Below are 26686 nucleotides of genomic sequence, written 5' to 3' on the forward strand. Positions count from 1 at the left end.
CTGCCGCAACCCCTGCTGCCCCCGCCCCGCACATGGAAGGGCCGACGGCGGCACCTTCAGCGCCGCCGTCGGCCGTCCGTCATTCTGTGGTTGAGGACGTCCTGGGCATCCTGACCGGCACCTTCGCCGCGTCGTTGGGACTGTTCCTCCTCAAGTCGAGCGGGGCGGTGACCGGCGGTACCGCCGGCCTGGCGCTGCTGCTCAGCTATTCGGTCGCGCTGCCATTCGGCGTCATCTTCTTCACGGTGAACCTGCCGTTCTTCGCCCTGGCGGTGTGGAAGAAAGGCTGGAACTTCGCCCTCCGCACCGGTGCCGCCATCGCCCTGGTCTCGGTGATGGCCAGCCTGCACCCTGCCGCCCTGGGATCGCTGCATATTGACCCGGTGTACGGCGTGCTGGGCGGAAACCTGCTCGCCGGCGTCGGCCTCCTGATCCTGTTCCGGCACCAGTCCAGCCTGGGCGGCTTCAACATCCTGGCCCTGCTGCTGCAGGAAAAGCTGAAATGGCGGGCCGGCTATGTGCAGATGGTGCTGGACGTGGCCATCGTCCTGGCATCGCTCATCCTCGTGACGCCGCTGATGGTGCTGCTGTCCGCGGCCGGGGCCACCCTCCTGAACCTGATCCTTGCCCTGAACCACCGGCCGGGCCGCTACCTGGGGAAGTAGGCAGGTGACCGGGCATTTATTCCCCGCAGGCCGCTGAAATATCTGCGCGGGGACCTGCGTTGGCGCCCATATGACAACAATCGGAATCATCGGTGCAGGACATATTGGAAGCCAGGTTGCACGGAAGGCCGTGGAACTGGGCTACGACGTAGTCATCAGCAACTCCCGAGGCCCGGAAACCCTCCAGGACCTGGTTGCTGAACTTGGCCCCAAAGCCAGGGCGGCCACGGCAGCTGAAGCGGCAGCCGCCGGCGACTTCGCCGTGGTCACAGTGCCACTGAAGAACTACAAGGACGTTCCCGTGGAGCCGCTCGCGGGCAAGATTGTGATCGACACCAACAACTACTACTGGGAGCGGGACGGCAGGATCCCCGCCCTGGACAACGGTGAAGCCACCACCTCGGGCCTGCTGCAGGAGCACCTGCCCCAGTCCAAGGTGGCCAAAGGCTTCAACCACATTATGGCCAAGGACATCACCACCGACGGAACCCCGGCGGGCACCGAAAACCGGCGTGCGCTGGCCACCGCCAGCAACTACCCCGAAGCAGCGGAGCTGGTAACCCGCCTCTACGACGAATTCGGCTTCGACACCGTGGACGTCGGGCCGCTGTCCGAGAGCTGGCGCGTCGAGCGGGACCGCCCTGCCTACGTGAAACGGCAGAACGCGCTGGAGCTGAAGGACAACCTGGCCAAGGCGCCCCGGACTGTCTGATCCGCCCCCTCCATAACTTTCGTCCCGTCAAACTGGCTGGCAGTTCCTACTGCCAGCCAGTTTTCTGATTTCGGCACTACTTCCACGCGGGTACCAGCACCACTTCGAACGGGCTTGGCGGCTGGTTGAACTGGGCATTGACCGCAGCGAGAGTGCCCTCACCGAACAGGGCCACGGTGGTGGGGATATTGAATGCGTCGCTCTTGATGATGTTCCTAGCCTCGGCGGAGGACAGGTCACTGGAAAGATCAAGGCGCGTTATCTGGTTCAGCTGGTTCTGGACCGCCCAGACGTTGTCGCCGCGCACCAGGATGCCGTCCACAAACGGTACGCTGGCGCCGTTGATCGCGGCACTCTTACCGTTCCTGGGGTTGACCGTGTACAAGGCTCCGTTCATGGAGTGGGCCACAATGAGCACCTTGCCGTCCTCAGAGGCGGCAATGCCGTTCAGGTTGAACCCCTGCGTGAGCTCCGACGCCGGGCCGCTGAGCTTGAGGGTCTTCACCTTGCCCAGGTGGCCGTGTTCGCCCACCGGCAGGAAGTAGAGTTCCGCCGCCGCTGAATTGGTGAACCAGGCTCCGTCGCCGGTGAGCGTAACGTCGTTGATGAACCCTTTGCCCAGGTCGAAGTCGGCAACGGGCGTGCCGGTTTCGGTGCTGTAAACGAACGCCTTGCCGGTGGCTCCCCCTGCCACAAACAGCAGATCGTTGCAGGTATCGGCCTTCATCCCGGCGGCGGCGCGGCCGGTGGGAGCGTCGATGAAGCGGGTTGCGGTGCCCTTGCGGATATCGCCGCGGAAAATATCGCCAGTGGTGAGCTCGCCTGCGTAGAAAGTCTTGCCCTCCCCTGCCGCGATGCCCTCGGCGGAGGTGGCGCCGTCGAGCACGATCTCCCTGGGATCCGGCGCGGCCAGCGCCGGAAGGGCAGTGGGAAGAAGCAATGAAAACGAGGCCACGAGCCCGGCGGCGGCACGGCGGCGTACTGTTTGGCGCATGCTGGTTCCTTAGTCTGGGTTGATGCGCGCGGGGCCCATCTGCGGAAGCTCCGCACGATTGGTGCTGCTAGTTTAAGCGCCCGTATTGGGCTTGCGAAGGCATGGGGCTACCCAATCTGCTTACAATCGAAACCTCTGACCACTACTGAGGGACCCATGAAGAAATTCGCCACAGCCCTGTTTGCCGCCGGCCTCGTTGCTTCCGCCACGGCCTGCTCCGCCACGCACCAACTGTCCACCGCTGAAACCTGTGAGCGGATCCAGGCCGTTGTGTCGAACCCCGCCAACAACGCCGGCAAGACGGGCATGAACAACCTCGCAAACCAGATCCGCCCCATCCACGCGGTTGCCTCGGACGATCTCAAGCCCGCCCTGGCCTCGATCCTTGCGTACACGGATGAGCAGGCCAAGGAAAACCCGGACAAGGACAAGCTGGCCGATCTCCAGTCGGGCTACCAGGAAGCAGGCAGCACGTACAGCAAGTTCTGCGGCCAGGCCGGCGGCTAAACCACCCGCCTAAAAGGGGACCGGCCGCCTGCGGACAGGCGGCCGGTCCCCTTTTCGTGTCCGGGCCTAGAGCGTGGCCGGATCCGTATTGGCGCCGCACAGGATGACCGCAACACGTTCATCCTTCCCCGGCACGTAGGCGCCGGAGGTCAGCGCGGCGTAGGCAGCTGCAGCGCCGTGCTCCACAACTATCCGGTAGTCGTTCCACAGCGCGGAGCGTGCGGCAATGATCTGTTCATCGGAGACCAGGACGCTTTCGACGCCGCAGCGGACCGCGACGGAGAATCCAATGTCGCCTACGCGCCGGGCGCCCAGGGAGTCCGCCGCCACTCCCGATACCGCTACGTCCACCGGCTTGCCCGCCGCCAGCGCAGCGTGCAGGGTGGGGGCGGTTTCGGGCTCAACGGCCACGGCTTTGGCAAAGCCTTCGACGGCGGCAGCTACTCCCGCCATCAGCCCGCCGCCGCCGACGGCCACCAACACGGTGTCCACGTCCGGCACCTGTTCCAGTAACTCCGAGCCAACGGTCCCGGCACCCGCGGCGATTTCCGGCTGGTCATAGGCATGGCAGTAGATGGCGCCGGTCTCCTCCGCGTGCACGACGGCGGCCTGGTAGGCGGCTGCGTACTCCGCGCCGCCCTGGACCACGGTGGCGCCGATGGCCTTCAGTTTGCTGACTTTGACGGCCGGCGCTGCTTCCGGCACGAAGACGGTTGCGGGCACCCCGAGCTGCCTGGCCGCATAGGCGTTGGCCAGGCCCGCGTTTCCGCCGGACGCCACCACAACGCCCACGTCCGCCCGCAATTCACCCCGCTCCTTGTTTGCCAGGATCCGGTTGAGCGCACCCCGGGCCTTGAACGTGCCCGTGTGCTGCATGAATTCGCATTTGAACCAGACCTGGCCCTTGAATCCGTCAGGATCAGCCTGCAGGACCGGCGTCCTGCGGATGAGGCCGGCGGTCCGGTGCGCGGCCTGGTCGATATCGGCGCGGGTGATCATCCGTCAGACTTCGTCATCCCACGTGCCGGGCTCCTCCAGCGCCTCTTCGGGCTTGTGCTCCGGCGCCGCTGCCCCGCCGCCCACGTACGACGCCGGGACTGTGCCGGCAGCGTGTGCCTGCTGTTCCTCCCGGATGTTCGACGCACCCGGCTGTTCAGGGTGCATGCCGGCCTGCGGCGCCTCTTTGGCTTCGTTGCTGGCCTCGTCCGGGTCTCCCGGTCCGCGAAGGTCTGCGGTGTTCTGGGGATCGTCGCTGGAAACGGTCATGGTCCTGCCTTTCACCTGGGGACTGCTGTGCAACCGGCCGGGTAACCCCGCCCGGCCTCCAGCCTACGGTCTAGAGGTAGTCGCCGGCCCGTTCCCGCGCGATTTCCAGCAGGGTTGAGTGGAAGGCGACCTCCGCCGGGGCGTACACCTTGTCCTGCCGCTGCGCCAGCAATACCCTGCGCAGCGGCGCAGCCTCGCCCAGGCTCAGTACCCGCACGTCGGGGTGCTGCAGTGCCACTGCGGTCTTGGGGACCATGGCCACCCCCATCCCCACGCTCACCATCGCCTGGGCCTCCTGGTAGTCGTTCGCCTGGAAGGCAATCACCGGCTCGAACCCGGCGTCATGGGCGGACCGCTGAAGCACCTCCACCACCGGGTGCGCCTCCGCCCGCACAATCCACGATTCGGCGCGAAGATCCTCCATGCTGACCTCCTCCCGGTCGGCCAGCCGGTGCCCCCGGGCCACAAGGACAACGGTGCTCTCACGGAAGACTTCCGTGACGCGGATGGCGTCGTCATGAAAGGGATTCCACGGGTAGTCCCAGAGCAGGCACAGCCCGGTAACCCCGGATTCGAGGTCCGCCACAAGCTCATCGAAGCGGGCGCTGCGCAGGGACAGGCCTATCGCGGGGTAGCGCTTCTTGAAGGCACGGATGACGAGCGGCAGGAAGGATCCCGCCAGCGTTGGAAACGTACCTACAGTCAGGGAGCCGCGGTTCAGTCCTGCCAACTGGTTCAGGTCGGACTGCGCCGCCCGCATCTGGCGCACGATCTTGCGTGCGTGGCCAGCCAGCATCTGTCCTGCTTCGGTGGGCACCACCCCACGCGAGCGGCGGTTCAGCAGCGGTTGCCCCACCTCCTGCTCCAGCTTCCGGAGCTGCTGGGACACGGCCGACGGGCTGTACATCTTCAGCTCGGCTGCCGCGGTGATTGAGCCCTGCTCCACCACCTCCAGCAGCAGGGCGAGCCGCCGGATATCGAATAAATAGTCCTCTTCTTCGTGAAGCAACCCTTCATCCTTCCCTGGATTCAGTTCACTGACTGAAGTCGCTCGAATAAAACCTGATTCCTGCGGAAGTTTTAGAGTGGCAAGCGCGAAAATTGCTGCTCCCTGCGCCCCGTACTTCTGCTGATTGAAGCAATGCTACATCCCTCTTCAGCTATTGAACATTGTCTTAATTTGTGATCTGGCTCATTCTCGATTCAGGCGCCACAACGAAAATCAGGCACAAGGAGATGTGGGAAACAATGAGGTTTGAAGCGGAATGGATGCGCGGGGGCACCAGCAAATGCTGGGTGTTCGAGGCCGGGCACCTCCAGGAGGGCGGCGCCAGCCTGGATGTGCTGCTGCCGCGGCTGTACGGGAGTCCCGACTCCCGGCAGATTGACGGCGTAGGCGGGGCCACGTCCACCACCAGCAAGGCAGTGATCCTGCACCGGCCGGCCGGGGAGGGCGTGGACATCGAGTTCACCTTTGCGCAGGTAGGCATCGAAGAGGCCACCGTGGACTGGGGCAGCAACTGCGGAAACTGCTCGGCAGTAGTTGGCCTGTACGCCATCGAGAAGGGGTGGGTGATTCCGGACGGCGACGTCACCCGCGTCGTCACCAGGAACACGAACACCGGCCAGATCATCGTCCAGCGCGTCGCCACTCCGTCCGGGGAACTGCCGGACGTACCGTCGGCCCACATGCCCGGCGTACCGTTTGCGGGCCACTTGGTGGGGTTGGGTTTCCAGGACCCCGCCGGGAAGACCACCGGGGCCCTGCTGCCCAGCGGCGCACCGAGCGACACCATTTCTGCCGGCGGGACGCCTTGGACTGTCTCCATGGTGGATGCCGGAGCTCCTGTGGTGATGGTCCGGGCCGCTGAACTCGGCCTGGACCCGGCCCGCTACGAAACCTGGCAGTCCGGCATCGAACAACAACTCGACGTCCTGGAACAGATCCGGCGGCAGGCAGCGGTGCGGATGGGGCTGGTTTCCACCATCGCCGGCGCGGCCCGCGCCATCCCCAAGCTCGCCGTCGTCGGACCTCCCGCTGACCGGGACCCGGACTGCGATGTAAACGTCATGATGCTTTCGATGGGCAAGCCGCACCCGGCGCTGGCCATCACCGGGAGCATCGCCCTGACCCTGGCCGCACGCACGCCGGGAACTGTGCTGCACGCCATGACCGGCGGCCCCCTGGGCGCCACCCTGCGCCTCCGCACCCCGGCCGGGGTGATCGAAACGTGGACCGAGGACCACGACGGAAGCCTGCTCGTCGGCGTCGACCGCACGGCCCGCACCATCGCCACCACCATCATCCATCTCCCCGAGGTTTCCCGCAGCGCCGCCGCTGCAGCCCTCGCGGGCGCTACCTTCTGAGGAGACCATCATGACCAATACTGTCCAGACCAAAGATGTGCTGGCCGACGACCCGCAGACCAAGGACGTGCCGGCCCACGGCGTGGAGCCCGGCGCAGCTCATGTACCGGAAACACAGGATAAGCGCCCCGCGCGCGCTTCCTCCCGGCGTCGTCGTATCCTGCTGTGGGTGGTGGCCGGCCTGGCCATCCTGGGTGTGATTGCCCTCGTTGTCGGCGGCATCTTCAACCAGGGAGCCGCCACGGACCCGGAGCCGACCATGACCGCTGTCCAGATCATCCCGCTGGTGATCCTCGTGGTGATGTTCGTCGTGGCCACCAAGTGGCCGCTGAACATCGGCGTGATGGGGCTCGTGGCGTCCTTCGGCGTCGGCTACTTCATGCTGGGGATGACCGACAAGCAGATCCTCGAAGAGTTCCCTGCCAGCATCGTCCTGACCATCATCGGTGTCACGTACTTCTTCAGCATGGCCCAGCGGAACGGCACCATCGACATCATCGTCAAGGGCTGCGTGCGGATGGTCCGCGGCAAGACGCTGCTGCTGCCGTGGGTGTTCTTCCTGATCGCCGCCGCACTGACCTCGCTCGGAACGTTCTCCCCCGCCGCCATCGCACTGCTGGCACCGGCCGCCATTGGATTCGCGTACGAATCGCGCATCCACCCGGTGGTCATGGGCGCCTTCATCATCAACGGTGCACACGCCGGTGGCTTCTCCCCGCTGTCCGTGGCCGGCGTCCTGGTCCACGACATCGCACTGAAGAATGACTTCCCGATTTCCCAGGGCGGCCTGTTCATCGCCAGCTTCGCCCTGAACCTGATCCTGTCGGTGCTGACCATCGTCCTGTTCGCCCTGATCGGCAAGCTGCGTGACGGCGCAAGCGGGCAGCACGTGGACGTTGACACGTCCTCCACCGGGCGCCCGCACGGCCAGCAGGTCCTGACGCTGGCGCTGATCGCGGCAATGCTGGTGTGCACCCTCGGTTTCCACATGCCCATCGGCTTCGTGGCCCTCACCGCCGGCCTGCTGCTCGCATTCATCAATATCAAGGAACACAAGACCTTCATCGGCGGCATCTCCTGGTCCACCGTCCTGCTGGTGGCCGGCATGATCACCTACGTGTCCCTGCTGCAGCACGTGGGCGTCATCGACACCCTGGCCGAGCAGGCCCTGGCCCTGGGGGCTCCGCTGCTGATCGCGCTGGTCCTCTGCTATGTGATCGGCGTTGGCTCCGCCTTCGCGTCGTCCACCGCCCTGCTGACCGCGTTTATCCCTCTGGCCGGCCCGCTCCTGGCCACCAGCTCGCTCAGCGCCTCCGGAACCGTTGCCGCCCTGGCCATCGCCGCCACCGTCGTCGACGTCTCCCCCTTCTCCACGGACGGTGCGCTGGTCGTAGCCAACGCCCGCGACGACGACCGGCAGCGCGTCTACAAGCAGCTGATGTTCTACGCAGGCGGCGTGGTGCTGGTAGCCCCCGCCCTGGCCTGGGCATTGCTGGTACCCACCGGCATCATGTAGGCCAGCTCTTTCACCACAAACGGCCCGTCGGCATGTGCTGACGGGCCGTTTGGCTGTTCCCTTTAATTCCGCTCTCCTGCCCGAATCTGTCTTCCAGCTGTGAATTGCAGCCCACCCGGGACGTTGCGCCCGCCCGCGGCGTTAAACGGAACGGCGGAAGGAGGCCGGATGATCATTGCGCTGACGGGCATCGACGGATCGGGGAAGTCGACGGCGGCCCGCGCCCTGGTGTCCTCGGTGCGGGCGCAGGGCGGCAGGGCGCTGCTGTTGAGCAACCACGCGGGCCGGCGGGTCATGTCCCTGCTGGCCGCCCGGCTGGGAGTGCGCGTGCCCGTCCAACTGGCTGACGCCGTCGAAACCGCCCTCCGGGTGGGCAACGTCCTGGTCTCGCACCTGCGCGCCCGCCGCTTTGACGGCCTGGTGGTCATGGACCGGCACCTCCACTGCCAGCTGGCGCTGCGTGCCGCCAACGGACTGCCGCGCGGGCAGTTCCTGCCCTGGCTGCTGGCCCGACTGCCGCAACCGGACGCCATCGTCCACCTGGACATCGACCCCGCCGAGGCACACCGCCGCATCGTTTCGCGCGGAACGGATTCCGAGAACCTTGCCGATCTCGCCGCCTTCCAGGCCGGGTACCGGGAACTGCCGGAGTACGCGGGGTTCGTGAAAGTCGACGCCTCCGTCCCGAAAGAGCAGCTGATGGCGGAGCTGCTCTGGCGGCTGGCCGACGTCGGTGGAAACGGGCTGCGCCATATCCCGCTAGACGCCTTGTCCTTACAGAAAAGGGGGCGGGCCAGGATAGAAAAGTCCTGGCCAGCCCCCTGATCAATGTTGCGGAGTGGGCGCCGCTACCGGGTGGCCGTCGGAGAGGCCGACGACGTGGAGCCGCTGCCCGAGGACATCGTCGCCGAAGAGGTGGATGTGGCCGTGGACGAGGCTGAGCTGCTCGGCGAGGACTTGCTAACCGAACCGGACGAGCTGGTGGAGGTGGGGCTCGACGTTGCAGCGCTTTCGGCCTTCTGCAACACGTCGTTGATGAGGTCTTCAAGCTCCTTCTGGTCCTGGTCGCCCAGGTCCGTGCCGCTCTTGGTGGCAACCACCAGCAGGCGGCCGTCGGCAGCGGAAACCTGCATCAGCTTCTGCTGGTTGTCGCCGCTGCGGGTGCTGACGGTGGCGAAGGTCTTTTCAGCGTCCGTGTCCGCCTTCAACTCCTGGCTGGAAACGTCGTACTTCTGGCCCAGGGCTGAGACCGAGAACTTGGCGCACTGACTCATCTTGCCGCTGATGTCGTTCAGCGTCTTGACGGCGTCCGGGCCCTCGCTGCCGGACTGGGCGGACAGGGTGCGCGGCTGGTTGCCCTCGGAGAGCGCCACGGCAACGTCGCCGCTTTCCACCTTGTCCAGCAGGCCGGCGGTGGCGATGTCCTTGCAGTCCTTAGGATCAATGGTTGCCGTGCTCATGAGCAGGTTGGCGATGTTTCCGCCCTGGTCAACCTGTTCCTTGGAGTAGAGCTTGAGTTCGTTCCCGTCGGCGTCCTTCTTGCCCGAAATAAGGTTGCGGAGCTCATCCTCCGAATACACCTTGGCGTTCGCGGTCTGGGTGGGGGAAGGGGTCGCGGATGTGGTGGTGCCTGACGGGGTGGCAGTACCGCCGCCTCCTCCCGTGCAGCCGGCCAAGGCCAGCATCGCCGCAGTCACCACTCCAAGCGCAGAAACTTTTCGCATCAGGATCAACCTCCGAAATAGACAGCATGCTTAGTAGTTCTAAGCGTAGAGGGTGAAGGGCGGGGACGGAAATAACGGAATGATTTCAAATCCGGCGGGTTCGCCCCCAGTTGACCGCGGCTCAGGCGGGGAAGTGCCCCGATGGTGGGCTGACGCCCGGCCCGGCAACAAAGGTGGCCTGGCGGCGCCGACGGCCCCCGCCTATGGAATAATCCAAGCAGGTGGTCCGGACCGGACTTATCCAGCAGCAGGAGGGGCCCCAATTGTTCGCCAAATCAAGGAGCGCCGCGGGAGCGGCGGCCACGGCCATCAATAACACCCAGGTCCCCAAGCACGAGCAACTGCGGCTGATCATACTCAAGCTCGCCAAAGAGGAACTGGAGCCCGGCGCCCGGCTTCCCAGCGAGCGGACGCTCATGGACTCTTACGGCGTCAGCCGCATCACAGTCCGCGCCGCCATCGGCCGCCTGGTCAATGAGGGGCACCTGGTCCGGGTTCCGGCGAAAGGTACCTTCGTGGCGGATTCCCCAGTGCAGTCAACGCTCCACCTGGCCTCGTTCACGCAGGAAATGGAGGCGATGGGACACGTGCCCAGTACGGTGGTGCTGGTGGCCGAGGCGGGCACTGCCCCCGCGGATACGGCCGAGGCACTCAGCCTGCCACCGGGCTCCGAGGCCATCCACTTGAAGCGCCTCCGCCTGGCAGACGGCCGGCCGGTCAGCGTGGATGACGCCTGGTACAACCCCGAGCATGCCCGCGGACTTCTGGATATCGACCTGACAGGCTCGGTTTACAAAGCCCTCGCCGCGCAGTTCGGGCACCAGATCGACAGGGCCCGGCAGAGCGTGAGGTCCGAGGGCGCCCCCGCGGATGTGGGGGCGCTCCTCGGAACCGGCACAGGGGCGCCGGTACTGGCCTTCGACCGGGTGTCCTATTCAGGGCCCCTTGCCATCGAACATTCTCGCTCGTGGTACCGCTCCGACCGCTACTCCCTGAACATGGAAGTCCGGCTCTAGAAACAAACCCCTAGTCCAGCGAGAACAGCTCCTGGCCGGCGGTGACAGCGCCGGCTCCAGTGAGCGTTGCCATGTCCGGCTTGGTGTCGAGGACGACGACGGGACTCACCATCGAGTAACCGGCCGCGAGGGCGGCGGTGGGATCGACGCGCATGACGGCAGCGCCGGCGTCGACAGTGTCGCCTTGGGCAATCAGCAGCTTAAAGCCTTCGCCTTTGAGTTTGACCGTGTCGATGCCCACATGGGTGAGCACACCGCGCCCTGAGGACTCAACCACTACAAAGGCATGCGGCAGCAGCTTGATCACCTTTCCCGCGACCGGGGAGACGACGTCGAACATTTCGCCTGCCGGCGGTTCCACTGCGGCGCCGGAACCCACCATCTGGCCGGCGAAAACAGGGTCGGGGACTTCGGCAAGCGGAACTACGGTACCGGCAATGGGTGCCAGCACCACCAGGGACTGTGCCACTAGAGGAGGTCCTCGATGTCTTCGGCCAGGGTGTCGGCCTCGGGGCCAACGATGACTTGGACAGCCGTGCCGGAGGCCAGCACGCCGTGGGCTCCGGCGGCCTTCAGGGAGGCCTCGTTCACCAGGGAACCATCTTTAACCTCAGTGCGAAGGCGGGTAATGCAGGCTTCAATCTCCACGATGTTGCCGGCTCCGCCCAGTCCTTCAATGATCTTTTCTGCTTTGGACATGGTTGCCCTTTCTGACGGTGCCCGCTCGGAGCACTGCTTCCTCACCGGGGCCGGCGGCCCAAGTGCGACCAATTATGGCTTCCACCACCGGCCTTTTGAATGGCCCGGCAGGATTTCCCATTGCCTTGACAGGCGCTCGTGGGATGGATCACACTGATCTGGTCATAACCAGACAGTACCGGCTGGAACCCCTCCTTTACAAGCCCCACCAGAACCCGCAGAGGTGCAACCATGTCAACATCCGAGACCGCCGCCTTGGCTCCCGAAAAGAAGCCAAACAAGGCGTTTGCCACACTGCAGCGCCTGGGCCGCACCCTGATGCTGCCCATCGCTGTTCTTCCCGCCGCAGGCATCCTGCTGCGCATTGGCCAGGCCGACCTGCTCGGGGCCATCCCTGGATTTGAAGGTGGCGCCGCCGTCATCTCCGCAGCCGGCAATGCCGTTTTCACTTGGCTGCCGCTCATTTTTGCAGTGGGCATCGCCATCGGCTGGGCCAAGAAGGCCGATGGGTCAACCGCACTGGCCGCTGTGGTGGGCTACATGGTGATTGACGGCGTCTTCAAGGCCATGTCCCCGCTGGTCCTGGCCGGACAGGTTGATCCGGCGGGCAAGCCCGCCATGATCAACTACGGTGTCCTCGCCGGCATTGTGGTGGGCCTGCTTTCCGCCACGCTGTGGCAGCGGTTTTATCGCACGAAACTGCCTGACTTCCTCGGATTCTTCAGTGGCCGCCGGTTGGTGCCCATCCTGACCTCCGTCACGAGCCTGGTGGCCGGCGTCGTCCTTGCCCTGGCCTACCCGCTCTTCAACGCCGGCCTCTCTGCAGTGGGCCAGGCCGTGGCCAGTAACGCCGTAGCCGGCGGCGGCATCTACGGCTTCGCCAACCGCATGCTGATCCCCGCCGGACTGCATCACATCCTGAACTCCGGTGTCTGGTTCCTCATCGGCGACTACACGGACGCCTCAGGCCACCTGGTCCGCGGTGACCTCAACCGCTTCTTTGCCGGGGACCCCAGCGCGGGCATCTTCATGACGGGCTTCTTCCCCATCATGATGTTCGGCCTGCCTGCAGCTGCACTTGCCATCTGGCGCCACGCCAAGCCCTCGCAGAAGAAAATCGTGGGCGGCATCATGCTCTCCACCGCGCTGACCGCTTTCTTCACCGGCATCACCGAACCGCTTGAGTACTCCTTTATGTTCGTGGCCTTCCCGCTCTACATCGTCCACGCCGCCCTAACCGGAACGTCCATGGCGCTGGTCAACGCGCTGGGAATCCATCACGGGTTCACGTTCTCTGCAGGCCTGATCGACTTCGTCCTCAACTTCGGCAAATCACAGAACGGCTGGCTGCTCATCCCCATAGGACTGGGCTACGCGGCGATCTACTACTTCCTCTTCTCCTTCGTGATCAAGCGCTGGAACCTGCGCACCCCTGGCCGCGAGGACGACGAGGTCACCGTGGAGACCGACGCTGCGAAGTAGCGTCACGCGCCTTCATCCTCATCTCCCGCAACTGCAACCGGAAGCACCCAGACCGCATGGAAATCATCATTCTCCCCACCCCTGCCGAGGTCGCCCGCGCGGCCGCGGACGCCGTCGAGGACCAGGTCCGCCGCGGCCCGTCCGTCCTGGGCCTGGCCACCGGGTCCACGCCACTGGGCACCTACCAGGAACTTATCGAACGGCACCGCAGAGGCGGCCTGAGCTTCGCAGAGGCCCAGGCGTTCCTGCTGGACGAGTACGTGGGACTGTCCGCCGGGCATCCGCAGTCATACCACTCGGTCATCCGCGAGGAATTCACGGCAAGCGTGGACTTCGGCGCCGACGCGGTGCATGGCCTGGACGGCATGGCGGAGGACCTGCAGGCCGAGGCGGAGCAGTACGAGGCGCGGATTGCAGCTGCGGGAGGGGTGGATCTCCAGATCCTTGGCATCGGCACGGACGGGCATGTGGGCTTCAACGAACCGATGTCCTCGCTCGGCTCGCGCACCCGGATCAAGACCCTTACCCGCCAGACGCGCCAGGACAACGCCCGCTTCTTCGACTCCGCGGACGCTGTCCCGGACCACGTCCTGACCCAGGGGCTGGGCACCATCCGCGAAGCCCGGCACCTGCTGCTGCTCGCCATGGGCGAGGCCAAGGCCGAGGCCATCGCGGCCGCCGTCGAGGGCCCGGTCGCCGCCAACTGCCCCGCGTCCGCGCTCCAGCTGCACCCGCACGTCTCGGTCCTGGTGGACGAGGCCGCAGCCTCGCGGCTGGCCCACCGGGACTACTACACGGACACCTTCGGACGGAAGCCGGCGTGGCAGGGGCTCTGAGCACGGGACAGGGCACGCCGGCTGCTGTCCGCCGCCCGCAGCTGGAACTTGCCGTGGAAAACGCCGACGGCGTCCTGCTGGCCGCCGCCGTGGGCGCGGCCCGGGTTGAACTCTGCGCCGCCCTGGCGGAGACGGAGGGCATCACGCCAAGCATCGGCACCATCGAGCAGGCGTGCGGCCTGGGCCTTCCCGTCCACGTCCTGGTGCGTCCGCGGCCGGGCAACTTCACCTATTCGCCCGGTGAGCTCGATGTCATTGAGCGTGATGCCGCTGCGGCTTTGGGTGCCGGAGCCGCGGGCGTGGTGGTTGGTGTCCTGGCATCCGACGGCGGCCCGGATGTTAAGGCAATCCGGCGCGTCGTGGCAGCAGCGCGGGCCGTGAGGCCGGACGCCGAAGTCACGTTCCACCGCGCGTTCGATGCAGCCCTGGCCGCCGGCCTGGACCCCGCCGAGGCGCTCTCCCGGCTGGAGGAGGCCGGGGTGGACCGGGTCCTCACCAGTGGTGGTGGCCCCGACTGCGCAGCAGGGTTGGAGATGCTTGGCAGGATTGTGAAGCAGGGACGCCGGAGTGCTCCCTCGGTCCAGATCATGGCAGGCGGGGGTGTCACCCTGGCGCTGGTACCGTCGCTCCTTGAAGCGGGAGTCCATGCCGTGCACACCTCGGCGCGGCCCCGGTACGGAGGCGGGGACCGGGCTGGCGCCGCAGACCACGGCCTGGCCGCCCGCATGGCTGCCGCCGTGTCCGCCGTGCCGCTGATGCAACCGACGAACGAAGGACAGTAAACGATGGGCAATGAACTGTTTCTTCGCGGCCGTATAGTCACCGCGTCGCTGGATATCGCGGACGGAGTAGTGGCGGCCGACGACGGCCTGGTCACCTTCGCGGGCCCGGCGGAGGACTTCCCCGGGGTACTTCCGCCGGACGCACCCGCCGGCCGCGTCCTGCTGCCGGGCCTGGTGGACGTGCACTGCCATGGCGCCTATGGTTCGGATTTCTCCGAGGGCGATCCCGACGGCGCCGAGCGGGCTGCACGCTACCTGCACAGCCGTGGAACCACTACCCTGCTGGCCAGCGTGGTCACCGGAGAGCCCGCGGACCTGGTGCGGAACCTCGGGATGTTGCGGGAGCTGGTAAGCCTGGGGCTGATTGCGGGATCGCACCTGGAGGGTCCTTTCCTCTCGGGCCAGCAGTGTGGCGCGCACGATCCCGCCCTGCTCCTGGAACCAGATCCGGATGTAGTGGCCCGCATGCTGGCCGCGGCAGGGCCGACCTTGGCCTCCATGACCTTGGCGGCCGAGCTGCCCGGCGCCCCCGAACTTGCTGGCCAGCTCGCCGCCCGCGGCATCATCCCGTCGCTGGGCCACACGGCCGCGGACCATACGACGGCTTCAGCCTTCCTGGCCCGCGCGGCGGCGGCTTTGGACTCGGCTGGCAATTCCACCCTGAGGAACCGCCCGACGGTAACCCACTTGTTCAATGCCATGCCTTCCCTGCACCACCGCTCCCCCGGCCCTGTCTCGGCCAGCCTCAGCGCGGCAAAAGCTGGAAAAGCAGTGGTGGAACTCATTGCCGATGGCGTGCACCTGGCCCCGGAAACTGTGAAGCTGGTGTTCGACCTTGTGGGTGCGGAGAACATCGCCCTGGTTACCGACGCGATGGCCGCCACCGGCCTGGACGACGGACGGTACCGGCTGGGTTCCCTCTCGGTGACCGTCAGCGGAGGCGTGGCGCGCGTGGATAACACGGGGGCCATCGCTGGTGGTACCAGCACTTTGCTGGACGTCGTCCGGGCCACCGTTGCTGCTGGTGTTCCCCTGCGGGATGCGGTGACGTCCGCGACCGCCGTCCCCGCCGCCGTGCTGGGGCTTTCAGCTAAGGCAGGCGACCTGCGGCCCGGGATGCCCGCGGATGTGGTCCTGGTTGATCAGGACCTGAACCTGGCCGGGGTGCTGCGAAAGGGTGCTTGGGCCACCGCACCAAGCTGAGTGGCCCGATACGGCAAGTCCCGGTCGTCCTGGCCGGGGCTTGATGCCTGGGAACCGTAGTTCGCAGACCCAGTTGCCTATGCTGCCTCGGGGCCTCCCGCAATGCGCCGCCGACGAAGCGGGATCCGTAGAGCGCGCTCCCCGGCAGCCAGAGCCCGTAGCCGGGGCGCAACTCCCATGGCCAGCGGCGGCCCATGGCCGGGTGCCAGCAACCGGGGGCCCAGCTCCGCCAGGCGCGCAGCCGAGTCCTTTGACAGCTTCCAGTTCCACGTGGTGTACCGGGGCGGTCCGGACAGATCCGGCACCCCGAACAGGATTCCGCCGATCGAATTCAGGTTTACTGTCACAACAGCATCGCCGGTGATCAGGACGCCGTCGCTGGAGCGCCAATACGCTACATGCCCGGCGGTGTGGCCAGGGGTGGGGACGGCAGCCCACTCGGGCAGGCCAGGCACTTTCCCGTCCGGGGGAAGGCTCTGCACCACGTCGGTAATGTCGCCTGCCGCTTCGATCCGCCGGCGTGCCCGGGCCGGCAGGGACCACAGGAACGGGGCGATGAACCACCTGTCCAATGGCATGGAAAACTCAGGGATGTACCGCCCGGAAGCCATAGGCAGCTCGGCCTGGTGGACGAACACCGGGACGCCCCACAGCCGCGCCAGGGCTCCGGCTGCGCCGGAGTGGTCCGGGTGGATGTGCGTCAGGAAGATGGCTGCGGGGGCGTGGCCGGATCCGAGCATTTTTTCCACCGCGGCCCGGACCGGTTCCGCGCTGCCCGCCCATCCGCAATCAACCATCACCCACGTGGGACCGGACCTCACCAAGTAGAGGTTTGAGGCCGTCGGTCCGGAGCCTGTGGTCATGAGGATCACTCCGGAGGCAATCTCCCGTGGTTCTGAAATCCGCATCATTGCCCTCTCACACCACCGGGTGGCGAATCAGGGTGCGCAGCTTTTCCGGTGCACTGCGCCGGGGATCACCCAGGTAAATCTCGTGGTGGCGCCCTCGGACCTTTAGTCCGGCTTCCGTGATGGCTGCGTCCAGTCGGGCAATAGTGGGACCTTCGTCCGCGTAGGGACCGATATGGAGCACTTGGGCGCACCGGCCTTCTTCCCAACGTTCGAAGCGGACCAACGCCAAGCCGGGAAGACCTTTGGGACGGGAGCCGTCCAGGGCCCGTTCCAGAAGGGCTTCATCGACAGGTTCCGGCTGGACCATCATGGCCTGCCACCGCCATGATTCCCGGGGAATGCCTGAGAGTCCCGTAAAGCCAGCGGCCACGCCTTCCAGACTTTCCGCATGATTCGGGTCCTCAAACCACCACAAGGCTTCCAGGGGCATCACTTTTGTCACCTCACCGGACTGCTTCCTGAGCCCGAAGTGCGCCGCGTAGCTGACGGTAAACAGCGCCTGGACCGCCTCGGCGAATGCCGGTCCGTCAGGGTCCCCCTCACCCTGGACAAGGGCGAAAAGCAAAGGAGGGACGTCCACGAAGTCGACGGACCCCTTGCGTGTTTTATAGAGAGCCGCAACGTCCTGCCGAAGGTCGCTCACCGTACATGCACTCCATTCGGCTGCCTTGGATGGAAGGGAATGGAACGCCTACGGTCACCCCGGGTGACCTGCACGGGAACGGGAGCGAACAGGCCCGGCAAGCCAAGGCGTTCAGGGCCAAGCCAGCTGCCGAGCGCCATGACGGCCCCGCCCGCAATGGACGTCAGCGCAACGACTGCAAGCACCGCCAGGAGGGCAACCCGCCTCATGGCCTCACTCCAATGGACCTCGCCATGAAGCCAGTTTTCCCCCGCCCTGGAGTAGCCAGTAGGGCCGAATGTCCTTCTCTACCCGTCTGCCCCGGGCAGGCACACTTCCACGAGCTCCCCACTCACGCGGGTCTCGAAAACCGGCTGCCGGGAGGTGGCGGGACCGGCCTTCACTTCGCCCGTGCGCAGCGCGAAAGTGCTCCGGTGCCAGGGGCAAACCACGCAGGCCTCCCCGGCCATGTCTTTGATCTTGCCTTCATGCAGCGGCCCGGACAGGTGGCTGCAGACGTCGGACAGCACGTTGACGGTGCCGCCTTCACGGTGGACCAGCAATGGAATCCCCGCCACCTCGCGCTTATGGAGGCCGCCCTCCGGCAGCTCGGTCAGCGGTGCCAGCGGATGCCAGCCGGACGGAAAACGGTGCGCGATTTCCTCGCTGTGGTTGACGCCGGCGGCCTGCCGGTATGTGAGGTGTCCGCCCAGGAAGCCGCCGGCGCTGACTGTGGCAAGCCCCAGATACGCAAGTACCTTGCCGCTGCCCTGGCCGCCCCTGGCCCGCTGGACCAGTGACGCAATGTAGAGCCCGGTTGCCGTGACGTTGGCTGCTGCATGCACCAGGCCCACCCTCTGCTGCTGCGGATGCAGCTGCGTCCAGTCGGTGAGTCCGGCCAGCGCAGAGGGAAGCACACTTGCGGTACCCACACCGATCAACAGCCTGGCAGCTTTCTCACCACCCGGAACGGCATCAAGGACACCGGCCGAGAGCCAGGCGCCGATGGGGACCTGCACTGCAAGGGGGTGCACCGGGTGGCCGATGGGAACGCCATGCAGGAGGTCGCGGGCCCACTGTGGCTTGATGACCTTCTTGACGGCTTTCCGAACGCTCTTGGCCAGCGGGTCCAGCCATTCAGCTTCCTCAAGACGGGTGACAAGCTCAAGTGCAGGCAGCGGCTTCATGTGTGTCCCCTTACCCCGTTTCCAGGTATCCAGTCGATGCCCGAGAGCATAGTCCTGGATCAGGAGGGGGAACAGTGCTGGGCCGGAAGTCAGGTGGCAACGGTCAGCGCAGGGGTGACCCCAGCACCGTGAACCGGTGGCCTCCCATCTCCCCGGACAGCAGTGGCATCGCCTCGGCGATCGCGGCCCTGGTGATGTCCAGTTCCAGCGATGCCCGGTGGGCCTCCGCCGATTCCCACAGTTCGGAAACGAAAACGGTGTCCGGCATGTCATCGTTGATGCCCACCTCATAAAGGAGGCAGCCGGCGTCCTTCATTCCGGTCTTGGGTCGCAGCAGGATGGCCACGAGGGCGTCGCGCTGGCCGGGCTTGGTTCCAAGTACTCCCACATTGGCAAATGTCATAGGGACAGTGTGCAGTACCATCCGGACAACGGTCCCGGCCCACAGCCGTACCCTCGCAGGCTCTTGAAATCTCTGCGCAAGTAGGGTAGGCCGCCCCCTAGCGCAGCGTTGGACACAGGCGGAGGATTGAACGACCGGATCACCACTCACAGCGAAGCGGAAGGGTCCGGAGTCGAAGCCGCCCGCATTTCCGGGCTGGCAGTTAAATGGGGCGGGCAGTGCCGCCATGCTGTATCAGTGAAAATGCTTATTATGTGACGGCTTCAGGCTGCCCGCAAAGGTGAATCGCACCCTTTGAGGAGCAACGAGAAATATGTCCAACACGCAAAAAAACCACTCGACCCGGGCAAAGGTGGCCCTGGTTCCGGTTCTGTCATTAGGTATGTTCGGAGGTTTCCTGGCTCTGGCCGCACCGGCCAATGCCGAAACCAGCCGCTACGGCTGTACGGTCGACCCGCTTGATCCAGAGGACCTCCGCGGCGACAAAGTCGACTTCAGTATTAAGGTCGATTGCAACGGCGAAAAGACCGTCGAGATCCGCCAGTGGATCTATGAGGACGAACGAGGTCATCACCACGACGACCGCCTGGCGGAAAGGACGGTCAGCGTGGATTTTGACCGTCATGACGACGCAACGACTATTCACTGCTACGTGGATTTCGGCGACGACCATGGACGCCATGACTACGCGATGAATAAGCACGACGACTGTGAAGATCTCGAAATGGATGACCGCAAACATGACCGCAAGGTTGAAGAGGTCTACCAACTCGTCTCCTTCCGTGTTCAGAACCACGGCGGACACTGGTCCGACTGGACTGATGGGGAGAAGAGCGCCGTAGTGGAAGTGGACCATCACGGGCACTAGGCCTTGGACGCCCGCACCCGCAAAGTAAGGAGCCAGGGCCGGCGCCCCTGGCTCCTTACTGCTCTTGCCGCTTCACTCAGCGGCACCCAGGCTTCCAGCATGGACGACGGCGCCACTCGCCGTCGTGTCTTCCTTCAGCATCCAGCCCACTCGCTTGACCGTCCGCAGCATCACCGCGCTCTCCACGATCTCAATGCCGGGAACCTTCTGCTGCAGCGCCAGCTCGGCGGACATGACGTCGGCCAGCGTGTGCAGCCACATGATGATCACGAAGTTGGTGGGCCCGGTGGTGGAGGCACTGAGCCGGACATTGCTGATGGTGCGGATTCCGGCGGCAGCTGCCTCATGCTGCCCCGCCGGAACGTTGACGAACCACTGGCACGTCACCGGGAAGGACGAATACCGCTGGGCGATTTCGCAGCGGAACGACAGGATGCCGCTGGCCAGCACCCGGTTCAACTGGCGCTGCACGGTCGCCGGATGACGGCCAAGGGCGCGGGCGATGTCGGCAGCCGTTGCGCGGCCGTCCCTGGCAAGGAACGGCATCAGGTCGAGATGGCTTTGCGGAAGTTGCGCCGGCTGAACGGAGGCCGGACCAGCCGGGGCGGCAAGAGTCCGGAGCGTGGCAAGCTGTGAACGGCTAAGGACATTCAGCCGCCAGTCGTCGCCACTGCTGTGCAGCCGGGTACAGAGGGCCACCTGGTATTTGGTGAGCCCCTCAATAGCCTTGAGCCTGGTGATGACCCTGTCGCTGAACTCCTCCAGTGACCGCGTAATCACCGTCAGCATCAGGTCCCTGTTGCTGGCCGCCTCCTCCACCGTGATGATCTCCGGAACGGCGGCCAGTTCCGCCGTAACACTGTCCCGCCGGTTCATCTCGCAGTCCACCGCCACGTAGGCCAGGAGCATCTGCTTCGGGTCGCCCGCGAGGTGTGCCGTCACCCATGCGGCGCCGCTGGCGGCAAGCCGTTCCCAACGGGCTGCCAGCGTGGTGGCATGCACATCCAGCACCCTGGCGGCATCCGCCCAGCCCAGGCGCGGCGCGGCCTGCAGGACCTGGATCAGGGCAAGATCATCCTCGCTGAGCTCCATCACACTTCCTTCACTCATGCATAGATCCTGCCGAGAAGCAGTCTCCACTGAATAATTACTGCGCTTTTGCTACATGTGAACCACGCCACTTCAGAATAGTCCCTAAGCCCCGATGCCCATATCCAAGGAGTGACACGTGCCCATAATCGACGACGCCAAGGACCTGCAGGAAGACCTCACCAGGCTCCGCCATGACCTGCACCGGCGGCCGGAAATCGGCCTCCACCTCCCCCGCACACAGGAGCGCGTCCTTCAGGCGCTGGACGGACTTCCCTACGAGATCACCCTGGGCAAGGACACGACGTCGGTCACTGCGGTCCTGCGCGGCGGGCACCCGGCTGCCGGGGAACCGGGAACCGGAGGGCAAAGGAATGCCGGCGGCAGCAATGCCCGCCCTGCCGTCCTGCTCCGCGCCGATATGGACGGGTTGCCTGTTCAGGAAAAGACCGGTGTTGCCTTCACTTCCCAGGCCGATGGTGCCATGCACGCCTGCGGCCATGACCTGCACACCTCCATGCTCGCCGGTGCCGCCACCCTCCTTGCGGAGAAGAGGCACCAGCTGCACGGCGATGTGGTCCTGATGTTCCAGCCGGGCGAGGAAGGCTTCGACGGCGCCAGCTTCATGCTGCGCGAGGGCGTCCTTGACGCTGCCGGACCCCGGGTCCAGGCAGCCTACGGCATGCACGTGTTCTCCTCCCTCGAGCCGCACGGCACCTTCTGCACCAAGCCCGGCGTCATGCTCAGCGCCTCCGACGGCCTGGAAGTCACGGTGCTTGGCGCCGGCGGCCACGGTTCGGCCCCGCACTCGGCGAAGGATCCCGTCACGGTGGCCGCGGAAATGGTGACGGCCCTGCAGGTGATGGTCACCCGGCAGTTCAATATGTTCGATCCCGTGGTCCTGTCCGTGGGTGTGCTCCACGCCGGCACCAAGCGGAACGTCATCCCGGAATCGGCCCGCATCGAGGCCACCATCCGGACGTTCTCCGAAGCATCGCGCCTAAAGATGATGGAGGCCGTACCGCGGCTGCTCAAGGGGATCGCGGCCGCGCACGGGGTGGAGGTCGCCGTCGACTACCTGCAGGAATACCCCCTCACCATCACCAACGAGGACGAAACCCACACCGCCGAAAAGGTGATCACCGAGCTCTTCGGCGAGCGCCGCCTCTCGCGCTGGGCCACTCCCCTCAGCGGCTCGGAAGACTTCTCCCGGGTCCTCGAGGAGGTGCCCGGCACGTTCGTAGGGCTCAGCGCCGTCGCCCCGGGCGGCGATCCGGCAACCTCGCCGTTCAACCATTCGCCGTACGCAACGTTCGACGACGGCGTGCTGGCTGACGGGGCCGCCCTCTATGCGGAACTCGCCATCTCCCGGCTGGCCGCACTTTCGCAGGCCGCCTAAGGCCGGCAGCAGCTCCACCGGTATCCCCCAGACCCAACCGACCAGGAAGAAAACCATGTCCGTTGCAGCAACCAAGGCACAGACTGGGCGCATGTCCACCGCCAAAACCGTCATCGGCACCGGCATCGGCAACGCCGTTGAGTGGTACGACTGGGCCATCTACGCCACGTTCACCCCCTTCATCGCCAGCCAGCTGTTCAGCAAGGCGGACCCCGCGTCGGCCGTCCTGTCCACCCTGGCGATCTTCGCCGTCGGCTTCGTCGCCCGGCCCTTTGGCGGTTTCCTCTTCGGCTGGATCGGCGACCGCGTGGGCCGGAAGACGTCGATGACCCTCGCCGTCGGCCTCGCCTCACTGGGCAGCCTGATGATCGGCGTCGCCCCCACCTTCGCCAGCGTCGGGGCGTTCGCTTCCCTCATGCTGCTGGTGGCACGGCTGGTGCAGGGCCTGGCGCACGGCGGTGAGCTGCCGTCGTCGCAAACGTACCTGTCCGAGATGGCTCCCAAGGAGCACCGCGGTTTCTGGGCCACCCTGATCTACACGTCAGGGACCGTGGGCATCCTCTTCGGCACCCTGCTGGGCGCCGTCCTGAACATGAGCCTGAGCACCGAGGCCATGAACGCGTGGGGCTGGCGGATCCCGTTCCTGATCGGCGCCGCCATGGGCCTGTATGCACTGATCATGCGGTCGCGGCTGCACGAAACCGAGGCCTTTGAAGGTGAAGCCACCTCCGAACGGCGCGCCCCGATCTGGCCGCAGATCATCCGGTACCGCAAGCAGGCGCTGCAGGTCATCGGCCTGACGGTGGGTCTCACGGTGATCTACTACATCTGGGGCGTGGTGGCCCCGAGCTACGCCACCACTGCCTTGAAGATCGACCGCGGCGAGGCGCTGTGGGCCGGCGTCATCGCCAACATCGTGTTCATCGCCGCCCTGCCGGTGTGGGGCAAGCTCTCGGACCGGATCGGCCGCAAGAAGGTTCTCTGGGCCGGCGCCACCGGCTCCGCTGTCATGCACTTCCCCATGACCTGGCTGCTGAAGGATTCCGCCTGGCAGCTGGCGGTCAGCATGTCCGTGATGCTCGTCTTCATTGCCGCGAGCGCCGCCATCGTCCCGGCCGTATACGCCGAATTGTTCCCGACGTCCATCCGCACCGTGGGAGTGGGCGTCCCCTACTCCATCTGCGTGGCAGTATTCGGCGGCACCGCGCCCTACCTGCAGCAGTGGCTCGGGTCCTCGCTGGGTGCGCCGCAGGTGTTCAACGTCTACGCCGTGCTGCTGCTGGTGGTCAGCGCCGCGTTCGTGTTCACCATCCCCGAAACCAAGGGCAAGGACCTGACACACTAGGCATCCCATAGGCAGCAAGGTCCCCGGCGCCGTTAGGTGCGCCGGGGACCTCTTGCGTTTGTTACTGCGGGCTGCCACCGTCAGTGCGCGCCAATCTTCAGCGCCTCGCGAACTGCAGCTTCCGCCCCTTGCTTCCAGGGCTCGCCGTGGCCCGGCAGCAACGTGGTGGCCCCCGTGGCGGCAATGGCCTCCAGCGATGCCAGCGCCTGCCCGGTGTCCTTGGTGGCGGCGGAGGCCACGATCTGCGGTCCGGCCTCACCGGTGTAGGGATCCAGGGTCACCAGGGCGTCGCCGGTGAGGAGGATGCCCCGGTCCGGGAGGTGGAGGATGCAGTGCCCGTCCGTGTGGCCGGGAGTATGGACGACGGCGGGACGGCCAGTCAGTCCGTCCGCGACCCCGGCGCCTAATGGCTGTGTGTCGGAGATGCCCTTGACGGCCAGGGCACCTGCCGCTGCCATGCTGCCGAGCCGGGGCAGCGATTTGGGGTGGGTGAACGGGTAGAGGAACCTGTTCCGCTGCGGCTTGTAGCGGTAGGGATGCGCTGCCAGTCTGGCGTCCCCTTGATGCACCAGCACCGGGATCCCCCACTGCCGGCGGGCCCGCAGCGCGAATCCCACGTGGTCGAAGTGGCCGTGCGTGAGGACCAGGGCCTTGACGTCCTGCGGGCGCCGGTTCCGTTCCTCAAGGAGCTGGGTGAGCATGGGCCACATGGTGGGCAGGCCCGCGTCCACCAGGGTCACGCCGTGGTCGTCCTCGATCACATAGCAGTTGACGTTGGCGTGGGTAATCAGGTGAACGCCGTCTGCGACGCTGGGGATGATCATTGCCGGGGGCTCCTTCAGGCGGGCTGCTTGGTCACTGTCCCCTGGACGTACCCAGCAACAGGCAGACTGAAGCCTCAGGCGGACACTTGTCCTGTCCCATGTGTCCCAGCCCCGGTGGTGCCGAGGGCTAGTGCCGGGGAGGCCCGATGGAAGAGCGGCTCACCAGCGGGCAGCCCAAAATGGTCGGGCGAACCGCCGTTTGGGGCAGGTCGGATTTGCCCTCTATCGCATCAATCAGATGCTCTGTGGCCCAGGCTCCCATGGCATAGTGCGGCAAGGCCACGGTGGTCAGGCCCGGATGGAGATTGGCGGCGATCAGTTCCTGGTCGTCGAAGCCGACGACTGAAAGGTCGGCGGGGATGGAGAGCCCCAGCTCGGCGGCGGCGCGGTAGGCTCCCATTGCCATGCGGTCGTTGTAGCAGAACAGGCCAGTGGGCGGCTCCTCCCCTGCGAGGATCCGCAGCGCCGCCTCATAGCCGCCCTGCGCATCGGAGGCCGCGGACTCGACAGGTGCCGCGTCGCCGTCGATCCCCGCTTCAGTCAGTGTGGTGCGGAAGGCTTGAAGCCGCTGGCGGGTTGAGGGTACGTCAGTGGTGTTGTTGTTGATGAAACCGATCCGGGCGTGGCCGGCTTCAAGGAGCGCGCGCACGGCAACTCGGGCACCCCCTGTTTCATCGGGGATGACAGCGATGATGTCACCGTCGGCCGCTACGGAATCGACCAGGATGGAGGGCACGCTGCCGAGGTTTGGCGGCAGCTCAACGCTGCGGTGGTACATGGTGGCGTAGAGGATTCCGTCCACCCGGCGCTCCAGGAGGGCCTCGACGTCGGCCTGCCGGGATTCCAGGCTGGCTGAGCCGGAGGTGTTGATGACCATGAGGTTGTACCCGCGCGCCCTGGCGGCTTCATCCGCGCCGAGGATGATCCTTCCAGCGTGGGGCGTGGTGGCGATGTCCTCGCTGAGCAGGCCCAGCAGCCCGGTCCTCTGGGTGCGGAGGGCCTGGGCCAGGCGGTTGGGCCCATAACCCAACTGTTCCGCGGCGGACCGCACCTTGTTCCGGGTTTCCTGGCTTACCCTCGCGTAGGACACCTCGTTGAGGACGTGTGAAACGGTGGTGGCGGACACGCCGGCGGCCACGGCTACGTCCTTGATGCCAATATTCCTGTTGCTCATCTGTCTCGGACGTCCTCATGTTTGGATGCTGCCGCGGGGGTTACCAGTAGGCTACTCGTTCCTGGTCCACACCTTGACGGCTCAGAGCGTCATGCTGCAATGCAATGAAGTGTCAGGCAGCCACCGGCAGCACCAGGAGATACCCGGCAGGCAGGCTGCTGCTCCAGCGGCGCGGCTCGCGGACCACGAACTGCGTGGCCAGCTCCCCGGGCGTGAGCATGCTGTTGGGGACAGGCGACGGCCCCCACTGTCCGCTGCCGTACGGGTAGAGCGGGTCGAGGACGCGGATGCCGGTCACGGCGAAGTCGGCGAACTGCCGGGGGTCGCCGAGGGACTCGAATCCGCTCATCACCCAGGCATGGCGCCCGCTCCACATGACCAGCCCCACCGGACGGCCCGTGTCAGCGATGGCACGGGCAGCGGTTCGAACCGCCTCGCCATAGTCGGCAATGCTCACCACGCGGTAGGGCCCCATCCCCGATTCCGTCAGCACCTGCGCCCAGCCGAACGGGTTGGCGCCATTGAACGAATCAGAGGAGCGGGCGCGGGCCATCTCCCACAATTGACCCTGCTGCGTGGAGTCAGCCCAGGTTCCACCGCCCGTGTCGTCGATAAGGTTGTGCGCCATCTGGATGCTCGCCGCCACGCACCAGTCGAAGGTGTACTGCGGAACGAAGTCCCCCTCCCGATAGAGGTTCAGGGCGAACGGCTGCGGCGCTGGGGCAGGGGCAGGGGCTTGGGCGGGGACCGGTTCGGGGCTTGGAGTCGTCGCCGGCTCAAGGGGAGCCGGCGGTGCTGCAAGGGCGGTACCCCCCGACGCGTCTTCAGGCGGCCCCGCCTCAACCGATGCGGCGCTGGAAGCGGAGGCAGCTGGGCCGCCATCCTCCTGCGGCCCCGCGACCGGAATGCAGGCGGTGAGGAATCCGGCCAGGGCGACGAGCCAGGCCACAAGACGCAGACGGGCACCGGTCATGATCGCTCGAGTCCATTCCTGTTGAGCTGGCTTACCTCATACCAGTCTCCTGCCCTTGGCTCCCCTTGACTACCCCACCCGCGTTCCCTACACTTTTCATAAAGCAGAATCTAAATTCCACA

Annotated in this window: 29 protein-coding genes; 14 read left to right on the forward strand and 15 right to left on the reverse strand. The window is 65.9% G+C overall.

Translation table 11 applies throughout. The annotated features are described in order from the left end of the window. The first annotated feature begins 32 nt into the window (after positions 1–32). Together FBY33_RS02725 and FBY33_RS02730 are read left to right on the forward strand one after the other, a co-directional pair. A complete protein-coding gene (locus FBY33_RS02725) occupies positions 33–665 on the forward strand; it encodes a YitT family protein (protein WP_142032470.1) in 633 nt (210 codons plus the stop codon). A 70-nt stretch (positions 666–735) separates the two neighbouring features. Further along, entirely contained in the window at positions 736–1377 is a 642-nt protein-coding gene (locus FBY33_RS02730; RefSeq protein WP_142029194.1) for an NADPH-dependent F420 reductase, read from the forward strand. 76 nt (positions 1378–1453) lie between these two features. Here FBY33_RS02730 and FBY33_RS02735 read toward each other — a convergent pair whose 3' ends face one another. Continuing rightward, on the reverse strand, positions 1454–2371 hold the full coding sequence (locus FBY33_RS02735; RefSeq protein ID WP_142029195.1) for an SMP-30/gluconolactonase/LRE family protein: 918 nt from the start codon (positions 2369–2371) through the stop codon (positions 1454–1456). 156 nt (positions 2372–2527) lie between these two features. Here FBY33_RS02735 and FBY33_RS02740 point away from each other — a divergent pair, with 156 nt between their 5' ends. Beyond that, a complete protein-coding gene (locus FBY33_RS02740; protein ID WP_018770711.1) occupies positions 2528–2878 on the forward strand; it encodes a hypothetical protein in 351 nt (116 codons plus the stop codon). Positions 2879–2944: 66 nt separating this feature from the next. On the opposite strand, the gene FBY33_RS02745 is transcribed toward FBY33_RS02740, so the two are convergent. The 3 genes from FBY33_RS02745 to FBY33_RS02755 all read right to left on the reverse strand — a co-directional run bounded on the left by FBY33_RS02745 (position 2945) and on the right by FBY33_RS02755 (position 5153). Beyond that, a complete protein-coding gene (locus FBY33_RS02745; RefSeq protein WP_142029196.1) occupies positions 2945–3877 on the reverse strand; it encodes a threonine/serine dehydratase in 933 nt (310 codons plus the stop codon). Between the two features lie 3 nt (positions 3878–3880). After that, positions 3881–4144, reverse strand: coding sequence for a hypothetical protein (locus FBY33_RS02750; protein ID WP_142029197.1), 264 nt, complete (start codon positions 4142–4144; stop codon positions 3881–3883). A 70-nt stretch (positions 4145–4214) separates the two neighbouring features. Then, a complete protein-coding gene (locus FBY33_RS02755) occupies positions 4215–5153 on the reverse strand; it encodes a LysR family transcriptional regulator (protein ID WP_142029198.1) in 939 nt (312 codons plus the stop codon). A gap of 239 nt (positions 5154–5392) precedes the next feature. Here FBY33_RS02755 and FBY33_RS02760 point away from each other — a divergent pair, with 239 nt between their 5' ends. From FBY33_RS02760 to FBY33_RS02770, 3 genes are all read left to right on the forward strand, one after another. Further along, positions 5393–6511 carry a PrpF domain-containing protein gene (locus tag FBY33_RS02760; RefSeq protein WP_142029199.1) on the forward strand — a complete coding sequence of 373 codons (1119 nt, stop codon included), beginning with the start codon at positions 5393–5395 and terminating at the stop codon, positions 6509–6511. A 10-nt stretch (positions 6512–6521) separates the two neighbouring features. Next, positions 6522–8027: an SLC13 family permease gene (locus tag FBY33_RS02765; RefSeq protein WP_442858311.1), complete on the forward strand. Its 1506-nt coding sequence runs from the start codon at positions 6522–6524 to the stop codon at positions 8025–8027. 168 nt (positions 8028–8195) lie between these two features. After that, positions 8196–8852, forward strand: a complete 657-nt coding sequence (locus FBY33_RS02770) for an AAA family ATPase (RefSeq protein WP_142029200.1) — start codon at positions 8196–8198, stop codon at positions 8850–8852. A gap of 23 nt (positions 8853–8875) precedes the next feature. Here FBY33_RS02770 and FBY33_RS02775 read toward each other — a convergent pair whose 3' ends face one another. Beyond that, complete coding sequence (locus tag FBY33_RS02775; protein WP_235010400.1) at positions 8876–9751, reverse strand: hypothetical protein; 876 nt, start codon at positions 9749–9751, stop codon at positions 8876–8878. A 263-nt stretch (positions 9752–10014) separates the two neighbouring features. Here FBY33_RS02775 and FBY33_RS02780 point away from each other — a divergent pair, with 263 nt between their 5' ends. Beyond that, positions 10015–10767, forward strand: coding sequence for a GntR family transcriptional regulator (locus tag FBY33_RS02780; protein ID WP_142029201.1), 753 nt, complete (start codon positions 10015–10017; stop codon positions 10765–10767). A 10-nt stretch (positions 10768–10777) separates the two neighbouring features. Here FBY33_RS02780 and FBY33_RS02785 read toward each other — a convergent pair whose 3' ends face one another. Further along, positions 10778–11236 carry a PTS sugar transporter subunit IIA gene (locus tag FBY33_RS02785; RefSeq protein ID WP_142029202.1) on the reverse strand — a complete coding sequence of 153 codons (459 nt, stop codon included), beginning with the start codon at positions 11234–11236 and terminating at the stop codon, positions 10778–10780. Then, entirely contained in the window at positions 11236–11466 is a 231-nt protein-coding gene (locus FBY33_RS02790) for a glucose PTS transporter subunit EIIB (RefSeq protein ID WP_050053469.1), read from the reverse strand. Before FBY33_RS02790 ends, FBY33_RS02785 begins: the two co-directional genes overlap by 1 nt. A gap of 231 nt (positions 11467–11697) precedes the next feature. On the opposite strand from FBY33_RS02790, the gene FBY33_RS02795 reads away from it, so the two are divergent. The 4 genes from FBY33_RS02795 to FBY33_RS02810 are packed head-to-tail and all read left to right on the forward strand — an operon-like array spanning position 11698 to position 15769. Beyond that, positions 11698–12948, forward strand: a complete 1251-nt coding sequence (locus FBY33_RS02795; RefSeq protein WP_142029203.1) for a PTS transporter subunit EIIC — start codon at positions 11698–11700, stop codon at positions 12946–12948. Between the two features lie 56 nt (positions 12949–13004). Further along, positions 13005–13784 (forward strand): glucosamine-6-phosphate deaminase, encoded by a 780-nt coding sequence (gene nagB, locus FBY33_RS02800; RefSeq protein ID WP_142029204.1) that lies wholly within the window; start codon positions 13005–13007, stop codon positions 13782–13784. Next, positions 13769–14566 carry a copper homeostasis protein CutC gene (locus tag FBY33_RS02805; protein ID WP_235010402.1) on the forward strand — a complete coding sequence of 266 codons (798 nt, stop codon included), beginning with the start codon at positions 13769–13771 and terminating at the stop codon, positions 14564–14566. Before nagB ends, FBY33_RS02805 begins: the two co-directional genes overlap by 16 nt. 3 nt (positions 14567–14569) lie before the next feature. Next, a complete protein-coding gene (locus FBY33_RS02810; RefSeq protein WP_142029205.1) occupies positions 14570–15769 on the forward strand; it encodes an N-acetylglucosamine-6-phosphate deacetylase in 1200 nt (399 codons plus the stop codon). A gap of 77 nt (positions 15770–15846) precedes the next feature. On the opposite strand, the gene FBY33_RS02815 is transcribed toward FBY33_RS02810, so the two are convergent. The 4 genes from FBY33_RS02815 to FBY33_RS02835 form a co-directional block, all read right to left on the reverse strand. Further along, a complete protein-coding gene (locus tag FBY33_RS02815) occupies positions 15847–16680 on the reverse strand; it encodes an MBL fold metallo-hydrolase (RefSeq protein WP_235010404.1) in 834 nt (277 codons plus the stop codon). A 7-nt stretch (positions 16681–16687) separates the two neighbouring features. Beyond that, positions 16688–17323, reverse strand: a complete 636-nt coding sequence (locus tag FBY33_RS02820) for a GyrI-like domain-containing protein (RefSeq protein ID WP_142029206.1) — start codon at positions 17321–17323, stop codon at positions 16688–16690. 287 nt (positions 17324–17610) lie between these two features. Continuing rightward, positions 17611–18489, reverse strand: a complete 879-nt coding sequence (locus FBY33_RS02830; RefSeq protein ID WP_142029208.1) for a Rieske 2Fe-2S domain-containing protein — start codon at positions 18487–18489, stop codon at positions 17611–17613. Between the two features lie 103 nt (positions 18490–18592). Further along, entirely contained in the window at positions 18593–18892 is a 300-nt protein-coding gene (locus FBY33_RS02835) for a putative quinol monooxygenase (protein ID WP_142029209.1), read from the reverse strand. Between the two features lie 313 nt (positions 18893–19205). Between FBY33_RS02835 and FBY33_RS02840 the strand changes: the two genes are divergently transcribed. Next, complete coding sequence (locus tag FBY33_RS02840; RefSeq protein ID WP_142029210.1) at positions 19206–19760, forward strand: hypothetical protein; 555 nt, start codon at positions 19206–19208, stop codon at positions 19758–19760. A 72-nt stretch (positions 19761–19832) separates the two neighbouring features. On the opposite strand, the gene FBY33_RS02845 is transcribed toward FBY33_RS02840, so the two are convergent. After that, positions 19833–20852: an Lrp/AsnC family transcriptional regulator gene (locus FBY33_RS02845; RefSeq protein ID WP_142032480.1), complete on the reverse strand. Its 1020-nt coding sequence runs from the start codon at positions 20850–20852 to the stop codon at positions 19833–19835. A gap of 136 nt (positions 20853–20988) precedes the next feature. Between FBY33_RS02845 and FBY33_RS02850 the strand changes: the two genes are divergently transcribed. Continuing rightward, the gene (locus FBY33_RS02850; RefSeq protein WP_142029211.1) at positions 20989–22248 is read left to right on the forward strand and encodes a M20 metallopeptidase family protein; all 1260 of its coding nucleotides are present in this window, start codon (positions 20989–20991) and stop codon (positions 22246–22248) included. Positions 22249–22303: 55 nt separating this feature from the next. Continuing rightward, the gene (locus FBY33_RS02855; RefSeq protein ID WP_142029212.1) at positions 22304–23593 is read left to right on the forward strand and encodes an MFS transporter; all 1290 of its coding nucleotides are present in this window, start codon (positions 22304–22306) and stop codon (positions 23591–23593) included. Between the two features lie 80 nt (positions 23594–23673). On the opposite strand, the gene FBY33_RS02860 is transcribed toward FBY33_RS02855, so the two are convergent. The 3 genes from FBY33_RS02860 to FBY33_RS02870 form a co-directional block, all read right to left on the reverse strand. After that, a complete protein-coding gene (locus tag FBY33_RS02860) occupies positions 23674–24417 on the reverse strand; it encodes an MBL fold metallo-hydrolase (protein WP_142029213.1) in 744 nt (247 codons plus the stop codon). A gap of 127 nt (positions 24418–24544) precedes the next feature. Next, the gene (locus FBY33_RS02865; protein WP_142029214.1) at positions 24545–25591 is read right to left on the reverse strand and encodes a LacI family DNA-binding transcriptional regulator; all 1047 of its coding nucleotides are present in this window, start codon (positions 25589–25591) and stop codon (positions 24545–24547) included. Between the two features lie 112 nt (positions 25592–25703). Next, positions 25704–26564 carry a hypothetical protein gene (locus tag FBY33_RS02870; RefSeq protein ID WP_142029215.1) on the reverse strand — a complete coding sequence of 287 codons (861 nt, stop codon included), beginning with the start codon at positions 26562–26564 and terminating at the stop codon, positions 25704–25706. Between the last annotated feature and the right edge of the window lie 122 nt (positions 26565–26686).

This window comes from Arthrobacter sp. SLBN-112, assembly GCF_006715225.1.
Taxonomy (GTDB): Bacteria; Actinomycetota; Actinomycetes; order Actinomycetales; family Micrococcaceae; genus Arthrobacter.